Origin of the sequence: Companilactobacillus farciminis KCTC 3681 = DSM 20184 (assembly GCF_002706745.1) — a bacterium.
Lineage (GTDB): Bacteria > Bacillota > Bacilli > Lactobacillales > Lactobacillaceae > Companilactobacillus > Companilactobacillus farciminis.
In genome coordinates this window covers 1,634,565-1,646,658 of record NZ_CP017702.1, presented here as the reverse complement: position 1 = coordinate 1,646,658, position 12,094 = coordinate 1,634,565, and the positions used below count along the sequence as shown (strand labels likewise).

The 12,094-nt window shown below is 37.6% G+C and carries 11 protein-coding genes; all 11 read left to right on the top strand.

Translation table 11 applies throughout. The annotated features are described in order from the left end of the window. The first annotated feature begins 13 nt into the window (after positions 1–13). The 11 genes from mraY to ileS all read left to right on the top strand — a co-directional run bounded on the left by mraY (position 14) and on the right by ileS (position 12,090). Positions 14–979 carry a phospho-N-acetylmuramoyl-pentapeptide-transferase gene (mraY, locus tag LF20184_RS07990; protein WP_010020121.1) on the top strand — a complete coding sequence of 322 codons (966 nt, stop codon included), beginning with the start codon at positions 14–16 and terminating at the stop codon, positions 977–979. Positions 980–995: 16 nt separating this feature from the next. After that, entirely contained in the window at positions 996–2,372 is a 1,377-nt protein-coding gene (murD, locus tag LF20184_RS07985; RefSeq protein ID WP_010020120.1) for a UDP-N-acetylmuramoyl-L-alanine--D-glutamate ligase, read from the top strand. Between the two features lies 1 nt (position 2,373). Continuing rightward, the gene (gene murG / locus LF20184_RS07980; protein ID WP_029606540.1) at positions 2,374–3,474 is read left to right on the top strand and encodes an undecaprenyldiphospho-muramoylpentapeptide beta-N-acetylglucosaminyltransferase; all 1,101 of its coding nucleotides are present in this window, start codon (positions 2,374–2,376) and stop codon (positions 3,472–3,474) included. 17 nt (positions 3,475–3,491) lie between these two features. After that, positions 3,492–4,190, top strand: a complete 699-nt coding sequence (locus LF20184_RS07975; protein WP_056945165.1) for a cell division protein FtsQ/DivIB — start codon at positions 3,492–3,494, stop codon at positions 4,188–4,190. A 75-nt stretch (positions 4,191–4,265) separates the two neighbouring features. After that, on the top strand, positions 4,266–5,591 hold the full coding sequence (ftsA, locus tag LF20184_RS07970; RefSeq protein WP_010020115.1) for a cell division protein FtsA: 1,326 nt from the start codon (positions 4,266–4,268) through the stop codon (positions 5,589–5,591). Positions 5,592–5,630: 39 nt separating this feature from the next. Further along, on the top strand, positions 5,631–6,866 hold the full coding sequence (ftsZ, locus tag LF20184_RS07965; RefSeq protein WP_010020113.1) for a cell division protein FtsZ: 1,236 nt from the start codon (positions 5,631–5,633) through the stop codon (positions 6,864–6,866). A gap of 14 nt (positions 6,867–6,880) precedes the next feature. Beyond that, on the top strand, positions 6,881–7,288 hold the full coding sequence (locus LF20184_RS07960) for a cell division protein SepF (protein WP_010020112.1): 408 nt from the start codon (positions 6,881–6,883) through the stop codon (positions 7,286–7,288). Positions 7,289–7,302: 14 nt separating this feature from the next. Beyond that, on the top strand, positions 7,303–7,569 hold the full coding sequence (locus LF20184_RS07955) for a YggT family protein (RefSeq protein WP_010020111.1): 267 nt from the start codon (positions 7,303–7,305) through the stop codon (positions 7,567–7,569). A gap of 2 nt (positions 7,570–7,571) precedes the next feature. Then, complete coding sequence (locus LF20184_RS07950) at positions 7,572–8,366, top strand: YlmH family RNA-binding protein (RefSeq protein ID WP_010020110.1); 795 nt, start codon at positions 7,572–7,574, stop codon at positions 8,364–8,366. A 12-nt stretch (positions 8,367–8,378) separates the two neighbouring features. Then, positions 8,379–9,131 (top strand): DivIVA domain-containing protein, encoded by a 753-nt coding sequence (locus tag LF20184_RS07945; protein WP_010020109.1) that lies wholly within the window; start codon positions 8,379–8,381, stop codon positions 9,129–9,131. A gap of 181 nt (positions 9,132–9,312) precedes the next feature. Beyond that, positions 9,313–12,090, top strand: coding sequence for an isoleucine--tRNA ligase (gene ileS / locus LF20184_RS07940; protein WP_010020108.1), 2,778 nt, complete (start codon positions 9,313–9,315; stop codon positions 12,088–12,090). Positions 12,091–12,094 lie beyond the last annotated feature (4 nt).

Genomic DNA, 12,094 nt, shown 5'->3' with positions numbered 1-12,094 from the left:
TAAGGGGATTTTCATGGAAATTAGTCATATTATTTTCGATATAGTTAGCTCGTTTGCTATCGTTGCAATTTTGATGCCATTTTTAATTGGCTATCTGATTAGACATAAAGAAGGGCAATCGATTCGTGAAGAAGGTCCAAAATGGCACGCTAAAAAGTCCGGAACGCCTACTATGGGTGGTTTATTAGTAATTTTAGCTACTTTGATCACCAATATTTGGGTCGGACTTTGGCAAGGCCAGTTGGATCGCTCACTATTGATTACAACGTTTGTCATCGTGTTATACGGGTGTATTGGTTTCATTGATGATTTCATCAAGGTTTTCAAAAAGAGAAACCTAGGTTTACGTGCCTATCAAAAAGCTTTGTTGCAAGTAATCGTAGGAATTATTTTCTTGTACGTTTATAACGACGATCAATTACCTATGAATTTCACTATTCCTGGGATCTTGTCGATCGATTCAGTAGTGATTTTCGTATTGTTCACACTATTTTGGTTGGTTGGTTTTTCAAATGCCACTAACTTAACTGATGGTTTGGATGGTTTACTAGGTGGTTTAGGAACAATTTCTTATTTCACTTACGGAATTATTTCTTTGAACCAAAACAAACCAGATTTAGCTATCGTCTGTTTTTCAGTCGTTGGTGCACTTTTGGCTTTCTTGCTATACAACCACAAGCCTGCCAAAATTTTTATGGGTGATGTTGGTTCATTAGCTCTTGGTGCTGGATTAGCAGCTATTTCAATTTTATTAGGCCGTTACTGGTCACTATTATTGATCGGTTTGGTTTATGTAATTGAAACCGCTAGTGTTATGCTACAAGTCTTTTCATTCAAAGTGTTCCATCGCCGTATTTTCAAGATGACGCCAATTCACCACCATTTTGAAATGATGGGTTGGAGTGAATGGAAAATCGATATTGTTTTTTGGATTTTTGGAGCCATCTGTTCTGCAATTTATTTAATTTTATTCGTATAGGGAAGTAGTTTAAGCAATGAAAAAGAGTAATTATTCAAATAAAAAGATCTTAGTATTAGGTTTAGCCAAGAGTGGTTACGCCGTAGCCAAATTATTGAAAAAGATGGGTTCAGATGTTACCGTTGTCGATTCTAATCCCCTTGAAGGCAACACTGAAGCCAAAGCTTTGATCGATGAAGGATTCAATGTGATCACGGGTACTAATAGTGCTGATTTAATTGATGATTCATACGATTATTTGGTAAAAAATCCCGGAATTTTCTATTCCAATGAGTTGATTCAAAGAGCTGAGGAGTTGATGATTCCAGTTATTACTGAACCAGAAATTGCTTATAGCTTTAGCGATGCTACAATGATTGGCGTTACTGGAACTAATGGTAAAACTACTGTAACAACTTTGATTCAATTGATGCTCAAGCACTCACCAAAATTCGAAAATTCTTATTATGCTGGAAACATCGGTATTCCTATCTCTGATGTCATTCAAAAGGCTACAGCTAAGGATGTCGTTGTGACTGAGCTTTCAAGCTTTCAACTGCAAGGAACGATTGAATTACATCCGCATGTAGCAGTTTTAAATAACATCTATTCAACTCATTTGGATTTTCATAAGACTCGTGCAAATTACATTAAGGCTAAGATGCACATTACTAAGAACCAAACTAAGAATGATTACTTCGTAATTAATTACAATACAGAAGAATGGCGTGATTTAGCTAAGCAATCCGATGCTCAAATTTTGCCATTTTCTGACAACCAGACTTTAGATAAAGGTGCCTTCGTAAAGGATGATGTCATTTATTGCAATGGCCAAGCAGTTATGAAGACCGATGAAATTAAGATTCCTGGTGAACACAATGTTCAGAATGCCTTGGCAGCTATTAGCGTTGCTAAGTTGTATGATGTAAGTAACGAAGATATTATTGAAGTTCTATCTTCATTCAAAGGTGTTAAGCATCGTATCCAATATGTCGATACTTTTGGTGGACATAAATTTTATAATGATTCCAAAGCAACTAATGTAGAAGCTACTATCGTCGCCTTGACGGCCTTTAAACAGCCAATCACTTTGATTGCCGGTGGTCTGGATCGTGGAAATGGATTCGACGAACTCATTCCATCATTGAAAGGAAAAGTTAATAATTTGGTAGTTTATGGTCAAACTGCAGATAAAGTGATCGAATCGGCTCAAAAAGCTGACGTAAGCAACATTGTTAAAGTTAATAATTTGACTGAAGCGGTTCCTGAAGCATACAAGCAAAGCGACCCAGAAGATGTCATCTTGCTTTCACCAGCTGCAGCTAGTTGGGATCAATTCCACACCTTTGAAGAACGTGGTGACCTATTTATTAAAGAGGTCGAAACTTTAAAGGGAGAAGTTAACGATGACTAAGATGCGCATAATTGTTTCTGGTGGTGGTACCGGAGGACATATTTACCCAGCAATGGCCTTAATTAAGCGTCTACAAGAACGTGACATGATTGAGGATGTTTTATACGTTGGGACAGAAAAAGGCCTAGAAAGCAAAATTGTTAAGAACGCGGGCATTGCTTTTAAGACAATTGAGATTCAAGGTTTTAGACGTAAATTAAGTCTTGATAATTTGAAGACAGTTAAATTGTTCTTATCAAGTATTCATAAATCTCGTAAGATCATCAAAGAATTTAAACCAGATATCGTTGTTGGTACTGGTGGCTATGTCTCTAGTGCTATTGTTTATGCAGCCCACACTATGCACATACCAACAGTGATTCATGAACAAAATACGATTGCCGGCGTTACTAATAAGTTCTTAGCCAAATTTGTCGATAAGATTGCGATTGCTTTTACAGAAGCAGCGGACCAATTCAACGAGAAGAAAAAAATCGTCTTTACTGGTAACCCTAGAGCTCAAGAAGTAGTCAATATTCAAAAAAATGATCGTTTAACTGAGTTTGGTTTAGAGCCAAATAAAGATACGGTCATGATCTTTGGTGGTTCCAGAGGAGCTAAGCCAATTAATCAAGCTGCAATCGCAACGATGTCTAAATTTGTTGAGAGCGACTACCAAGTGCTGTTCGTAACGGGTCGAGTACATTATGACGGCGTTATTAAATTGATCGATGACAAGTACCTAAATAGTGCAAATGTTTCGGTATTACCATATATTGATAATATGCCTGAAATTTTACCTGATATTAAGCTGATCGTTGGTCGTAGTGGTGCTACTAGTATTGCTGAAATAACGGCACTAGGAATTCCGGCAATTTTCATTCCTAGTCCTTACGTAACGCATGATCATCAGACGAAGAATGCATTGTCAGTCGCTAAGGTCAATGCTGCAGTCATGATTCCAGAAAAGGATTTGACTTCTGATAGTCTGTTCAAAGAAATCAATCAAATTATGAGCGACACCGATTTGCAACAAGAAATGTCAAACAATTCTAAGAAAATTGGTGTTCCTGATGCAACTGACCGCTTGATCAAAGTTTTGGTCGACTTAGTAAATAAGTAAGATTTGAGGATTAGGTGTTGAAGAAGATAAAAATCAAAGTAAGTAAAAACAGTTTGATCATCATGTTAGTTTTTTTGATAGTTTTAATTGCTTATTTTGGTTCGCCCTTGAGTAAAGTTAGAAATATCAACGTCAAAGGCGTGAACGATTTAGGAGCACAGCAAGTTATCAATGCTACGGAAATTGATGACCATTCTAATTTGTTCAATGTTTTGTTGCACCACGGTTCGATTTCAAAAGAGACTGAAAAAAAATTACCATCGATTGAATCAATTTCACTGCGTACTCACAATTTGCGCGACTTGACGATTACTGTTAAGGAACGTCCAACGCTTGGGTTTATAGCCAAGAACGGTGGTTATTATCGAATCATCAACAATGGCCAGATCATTAATCAAAAACTCAATTCACCGATTGGAAGTTATCCAATTTATAGTAATTTTAGTCATAAAAGATTGAAACAAATTTCCAATATTTATGCTAAGTTGGCTAAAAACATTCAAACTAACATTTCTGAGATACGTAATGCTCCAACAAAATTGAACCCCTATCGTATCAAAATCGATATGAATGATGGCAATAAAGTGATTGCTGACATGAGGACGGTTCAGTCGAAGCTGAAATACTATCCGGGCATGGCGTCACAGATGAAGAAAAAAGGCGTTATAGATTTAGAGATCGGTGCCTATTCTTATCCCTTTAAAGACAAGAAATAGGTTTAATATAATCATATTTGTGTTAAAATTTTTTAGTGAATAGATTTTTCTAGGTAAGGGAGGCTGCCACGATTAATGGACAATTCTGAATTCTTTGTAGGTCTAGATATTGGTACTAATTCGATAAAAGTAGTCGTTGCTGAATCGTCAGATGATAGATTGAGTATCGTGGGCGTTGGAAGCGAACGTTCTGAAGGAGTTAGCCGTGGCGTTATAGTCGATATAGACAAAGCGGCAGGAGCTATCAAAAAAGCCATTAAAAAGGCCGAAACACAAGCAAATATAACCATTCGTAACGTTGTAGTCGGTATATCGGCAAACATGTTACAGATTGAGAAATGCCAAGGGATGATAGCAGTTGGTTCTCAGTCAAAAGAAATCAATGAAAATGATGTCAGACAAGTAATGCTGGCCGCTATGGTCCAAAACTTACCTAGTGAAAGAGAAGTAGTTTCTCTAATACCTAAACAATTTTCCGTTGATGGCTTCACTAATATTCGTGATCCACGTGGAATGATTGGCGTTCGTTTGGAAATGACGGGAATCATTTACACAGCGCCAAAAACAATCGTACATAATACTAAAAAGGCCATTCAAAAGGCCGGTCTAAATATTATTCATAAAGTAATCTCTCCAATGGCATTGAGTCAGGTGGTATTAAATGACGGTGAAAGTGATTTCGGAGCCGTTATCATCGATATGGGAGCTGGTCAAACGACTGCTTCTGTTGTCCATGATCACAACTTGAAATTGTCAACTGTAGATTTTGAAGGTGGAGATTATGTCACGCATGATATTTCCGTCGTCTTGAATACGACAGTTGAAAATGCCAACCAATTAAAACTTTATTACGGTAATGCATCAGCTGATAAATCAGATACTGAAGAAAACATTAACGTAGAAGTAGTTGGTAAGAGTGAACCAACCATGATTTCAGAAGAATATTTAGCTGAGATCATTGAAGCTAGATTGAACCAAGTCTTTACGAGATTGCAAGCACCGCTAGAAGAGGCTGGAGCTTTATCACTTCCGGGTGGTATTGTTTTGACTGGTGGTGTAGCAGCAACTCCTAACATCGAAGATCTTGCACGAAAGATTTTTGACGTTAAGGTAAGAAGCTATGTGCCTACACAAATGGGTATGCGCTATCCTTCTTACTCGTTAGGGTTAGGATTAGTTACTTATGCTTCAAGATTGAATGACATTGGAGTAATTGCTGACAATGTTGTCAATGGTGCTACTGTGTCAAATAGTAGACCTCAACCGACTGCTCCAGAACCACAACCAGAGCAAACGGTTGATACGACTCAAGAGGACCAACCAACTGAAGAAGAGACGCCAGAACCAAAGGAAAAGAAGACGTCGAAGTTCAAGGACTTTTGGAGTAGATTTTTTGATTAGTAAATAATAAATTAAATGATTTGTAGGAGGAACTCCTTAATGGAATATACTTTAGACTCAAGCCAAAACAAGGGAGCGGTAATTAAAGTTATCGGTGTCGGTGGTGCCGGCGGAAATGCTGTTAATCGAATGGTTGAAGCAGATATCAAAGGTGTTCAATTCATCGCTGCTAATACTGATGTTCAAGCTCTAGAAAATTCAAATGCTGAAACTAAGATTCAATTAGGACCCAAATTGACAAGAGGATTAGGTGCTGGTTCGAATCCTGAGGTTGGACAAAAAGCTGCTCAAGAAAGTGAAGAAGCCATTAAAGAAGCTCTTGAAGGCGCAGATATGATTTTTGTCACTGCCGGAATGGGTGGTGGAACTGGTACTGGTGCTGCTCCTATCGTTGCAAACATTGCTAAAGAAAGTGGTGCTTTGACAGTCGGCGTTGTTACACGTCCATTTGCTTTCGAAGGTGCTAAGCGTTCACGTTTTGCCGCTGATGGAATTACTGAGCTTAAAAAAGATGTTGATACATTAGTTTTGATTTCTAACAGCAAACTATTGGAAATCGTTGATAAGAAGACACCAATGAACGAAGCCTTCAGTGTAGCTGATGATGTTTTACGTCAAGGTGTTCAAAGCATCTCAGATTTGATCACATCACCTGGTTTCGTTAACTTGGACTTTGCCGATGTTAAGACAGTTATGTCAGATCAAGGTTCTGCTTTGATGGGTATTGGTACAGCTAATGGCGAAAACAGAATTACTGAAGCTACTAAGAAAGCTATTTCTTCACCATTGCTTGAAGTTTCAATTGACGGTGCTAAACAAGTTCTTCTTAATATTACTGGTGGACCAGACTTATCACTATTTGAAGCACAAGATGCAGCGCAAATTGTTTCCGAACAAGCTACATCTGATGTTAATATTATCTTTGGTACTTCAATCGACGATACTTTAGGTGATCAAGTTAAGGTAACAGTTATTGCTACTGGTGTTGAAAGTGGCGACAAGAAGAAAGAACCAGCTAGACGTCCATTGCACAATCCAAGAGCTACTTTGGATAACAGCAAGAAGCCAGAGGAGCAAGCACAAGCAAAGCCTCAAGCTAAACCATCAAATGATCCTTTAGCAGATTGGGATATTAATCGTGATGCATCCAAGAACAGTAACGTTTCTGGCGAAAAGGGCGACTTTGAGATTTTCCAAAAACCAGAAACAATTGATTTAAGCGATGATGATGACGATTCAACTCCTCCAATTTTTAAGCGTCGTAACAAAAAATAAAAGGAGACTTTCCTATGGCATTTGAAAAGTTAGGCAGTTTTTTTGGTATCAATGATGAAGACGACTTCGAAGAAAAGAAGCCAGAAGCAGAACCAAAGCAAGAAAACTACGCAAATAACGAAAAGGTAGTATCTATGAGTACAGCTAGTGAAGCTAGAACTAAAGCCAACAGCAAAATTGCTATTTATCAACCTAGGGTTTACTCAGATGCGAAAGTTATCGCTAAACAGCTTTTGAATAATAAAGCAGTGATCGTTAATTTCACTAATGTCAATGATCAACAATCAAAACGGATCGTGGACTTTTTGACAGGTGCAATCTATGCCATCAATGGTGAAATCAAGCGTGTCGGCGATAAGATTTTTCTTTGCACACCACCTAAGTTTGAAATCGACGGAAGCATACCAGATATAAACGAATAAAGTCGAGGAATGATATGGATCGAATTGTAAGTGGACTGCCGTTCATTATTAGTTTGGCTTTCGAATTCTATGAATTTATAATTTTTTTGTATTGTATATTGTCTTTTATACCTTCATTGTATAATTCAGCTTTCGGAAGTTTGATAGTTAGAGCAGTAGATCCATTCTTGAACTTAATTAGAAGATTTATTCCTACTAGTATAGGTTTTCTAGATTTTTCTCCAATAGTTGCACTGATATTGATTCGATTATTGCAGAAAGCGATATTTTTAATAATTTAACTATGGATGATAAAAATACAATCATTGGCGGCGGCTATTTTCGTCCAGAAGAAAAGCCGTTCATTGATAAAATAAGCGATATTTTATTAAAAGCTCAAACGATGTATACACCGCAATTGACTGATTTTTTGAATCTGCGTGAACAAACAATTTTGAATAACCTGATCAATAAGTATGACGACTTGTACGTCCATTACTTCGGGGGTTTTGGAAATGCTGAAAGAGTCAGGGGGATAGTTGCTCCTGACTATTTTGTACCGCAGGATTCAGATTTTGGGATTGCCATGTATGAAATACGTTATCCAGAAAAGTTTGCTAATTTACATCACGGTCAAATATTAGGCTCATTAACAGGTTCAGGCGTAGAACGTGACCGTTTTGGAGACATAATTACCGATGGTGAAAATTGGCAATTTTTTGTATTTGATTCAATGAGTGAATACATTGAGGAACAAGTGAAAAAGATTGATCCTTACAAGATTCATTTGATTAAAAAAGATTTTTCTGAGGTTCTTTTGCCTAAAGATGAATCAGTCGATGAAACAGTCCTTGTGCAGTCATTACGCTTGGACTCGATTATTTCGACGGTTTATGATTTGTCGCGACAAAATTCTAAAGCCTTGGTGGATCACGGTAAGGTCCAAATAAATTGGGTCGTAAATAAGAATGCGTCTGCGTTTATTGCCATTACTGATACTCTAAGTGTTAGAGGCTTTGGTCGTATTCGAATCAATGATATTATGGGTCGATCAAAGAACAGCAAGTACATCTTGCTCGTTAATATCTTTAAGAAATAGGGGCGTGAAGTTATGGTATTGTCACCAGTAGAAATACAGGATAAAGAATTTGATAGTAAATTTCGAGGCTATGACCGCGACCAAGTTGATAGTTTTTTGAAACAAGCAGCTCAAGACTATAATTTAGCTCTCCAAAAAAATGCTCAACTAGAAAAAGAGCTCAAAGAGACTTCAGAACAGTTGAAATACTTTACTGATATGAAGGATGCTTTGAATCAATCTATTTTGGTGGCTCAAGAGGCCGCTGAGAAGGTTAAAAATGAATCTGAACAAGAAGCCCAGATCATTGTAGAAGAGTCTCAAAAGAAAGCTCGTGACTTGTTGAACCAATCAACTGAAAAGTCCAACCAAATTTTGCAAGACGCTTCTGATCGAGCACGCCAAGTGACAATTGAAACTGACAATCTTAAGAAGAGCGTCAATTCTTTCCGTCAAGGTTTGCAAGGCATGTTGAAACAACAATTAGATATGGTTGACAGTCCTGAATGGTCGAAACTTAATGACAGTACTTCTACTGACAAGTTAAAACAAGAAGTTGGCGATCATTCGGACGTTGATACAGGTGCCAATTATCAAAATAATCAACAAAAAAATTCACAAGATTATGAAAATAATCAAGAATCAGTTTTCAATTCAGATCAAATGAACTATAATGACAATTATCAGGATGACCAACCAGATGAAACATATACGATTAATCATCAACAAAATGAACCAACGTTCAATTTTTCTGATGATAAATCTGGTGATGATCCTAAAAAATAACCTAAGAGAACAAGTGCCTTTTGGATGTTTTTTCAGCGAGCTAGTGTATGGTGTGAGACTAGTAAAAATTAATCTAGGTATATCAACTCTTAAACAATTTATGTAATTTACCAATAGGTGGTATAGCGAGAACTCGTCCTAAATTGGATGGGTTCTTTTTATTTTCAGAAGGGGTGAAAAGATGCGAGTAAAAGATACTCTAAACTTAGGTAAAACTAAGTTTCCAATGCGTGGTAACCTTCCAAACAAAGAAGCGGAATGGGAAAAGGCTTGGGAAGAAAACAAAATTTATGAAAAGCGTCAAAAATTAAACGAAGGTAAACCAACTTTCGAATTATTGGATGGACCTCCATTTGCTAATGGTGACATTCACATGGGACATGCTTTGAACAAGATTTCAAAGGATATCATCGTGCGTTACAAGTCAATGGACGGCTTCCGTTCACCTTACGTTCCTGGTTGGGATACTCATGGTCTTCCAATCGAACAACAACTTGCTAAAAAAGGTGTTAAACGTAAGGAAATGACAATGAGCGAATATCGTCAATTGTGTTACGAATTCGCTGAAGGTGAAATCAAGAAACAAATGGCTGGTTTCAAACGCTTAGGTGTTTCAGCTGATTGGGATCACCCATACATTACATATCAAAAAGAATTTGAAGAAGCCGAAGTTAAAGTCTTTGGTGAAATGGTTGACAAAGGTTATATCTATCGTGGTAAGAAACCAGTTTATTGGTCACCATCTTCAGAATCAACTCTAGCTGAAGCCGAAGTTGAATATAAAGATATCAAGTCACCATCAATTTTCGTAGCTTTCAAAGTCCGCGATGGTAAAGGTGTTGTTGACGATGATGCATCATTCATTATTTGGACAACTACTCCTTGGACAATTCCATCAAACAAGGCTATCTGTGTGAACCCTAAGTTCATCTATGCTGAAGTTAACGCTGATGGTAAGAAATACGTTGTGGCTCAAGAAAGAATCCAATACGTTCAAGAAGAATTAGGTTGGGAAAACGTTGAAATCCTTAAGACATTCAAAGGTTCAGAGTTGGAATACGTTACAGCAACACATCCATTCTACGACCAAGAATCACTTTTGATCTTAGGTAACCACGTAACGCTTGATGATGGTACTGGTTTAGTTCATACAGCTCCTGGATTTGGTGCCGATGACTTTGTTGTTGGTATGAAATACAAGTTGCCAGTCTTCTCACCAATCGATGCTCAAGGTAAATTCACTGATGAAGTACCTGAATATCAAGGTGTCTTCTACGATGACGCTAACAAGTTGATTACAGAACGTATGAAGGAAAACGGCTCACTCTTGAAGTTGAGTTTCTTCACTCACAGTTATCCACATGATTGGCGTACTAAGAAACCAGTTATTTTCCGTGCTACACCACAGTGGTTTGCTTCAATCGATAAATTCAGACAACAAATTCTTGATGCTATCGACAAGATCGACTTCAAGCCAGCTTGGGGTAAAACTCGTCTTTACAACATGATTCGTGACCGTGGCGACTGGGTAATTTCTAGACAACGTGCTTGGGGTGTTCCACTACCAATTTTCTATGCTGAAAATGGCGACCCTATCATGACTAAAGAAACTGTTGATCACGTAGCTGAATTGTTCGGTAAATATGGTTCTAACGTTTGGTTTGAAAGAGATGCTAAGGATCTTCTTCCAGAAGGCTATACTAATGCCGGTTCACCAAATGGTAAATTCACTAAGGAAACAGATATCTTGGACGTTTGGTTCGACTCTGGGACAGTTCATGCGGGAGTTGCGAAAACTCGTGATAATCTAACTTTCCCAGCTGATTTGATTCTTGAAGGTTCTGACCAATATCGTGGTTGGTTCAATTCAATGTTAGTAACATCAGTTGCTGCATTTGGTGAAGCTGGATACAAGTCAATTCTTTCACAAGGTTTCACTTTGGATAAGAATGGCGTTAAGATGAGTAAATCACTCGGTAACGTTATTGCTCCTAGTGATATCGAAAGACAATTTGGTGCTGAAATTATCCGTCTATGGGTTGCTTCAGTTGATTCAAGTTCTGATGTTTCTGTTTCAGTTGACTCATTCAAACAAGTTTCTGAAACTTACCGTAAGATCAGAAATACTATCAGATTTATGTTAGCTAACACAACTGACTTTGATCCTGAGACTAATGCCGTTAGTTACGATGATCTTCGTCCAGAAGACAAGTACATCAAGGTTAAGTTGAACAACTTAGTTAAAGAAGTTCTAAGTGACTATGACAAGTATGACTTTGCTGACGTGGCTAAGAATGTCGTTAGTTTCATCGTCAATGAAATGTCTACTTTCTACTTAGACTTTGCTAAGGATGTTGTTTATATCGATGCTGAAGATGCACATTCACGTCGTTCAATGCAAACTGTTATTTACGAAACAGTTGTTAAACTAGCTAAGTTATTGACACCAATCCTTCCACATACAATGGAACAAGTTTGGGAATACCTCAAGGAGCCAGAAGAATTCGTTCAATTAGCTGAAATGCCAGCTGTTGAAGAAATCCCTGATGAAGCAGAAATTCAAAAGGATTGGCAAGTATTCATGGACTTTAGAGATAATGTCTTGAAGTCACTTGAAGTTGCCCGTGCAGACAAATTGATTGGTAAATCACTTGAAGCTAAGGTTACTGTACATCCTAGTGATGAACTAAAAGCAGTTCTTGACAAGATTGATAGCAACTTTGGTCAATTGTTGATCGTTTCTCAATTTGAATTAGTTGATGCAGCACCAGAAAATGCTGACAAGTATGAATTAGCTGATGTCTTAGTTCAAAAGGCTGAAGGCGAAGTTTGTCAAAGATGTCGTATGATCAAGACTGATGTTGGTAGCGACAGTAATTATCCAACATTCTGTGCTAGATGTGCTAAAATTGTTGCTGAAGAGTATCCAGAAACAAAGGCTGAAGGCTTTGATGATTAGGAAT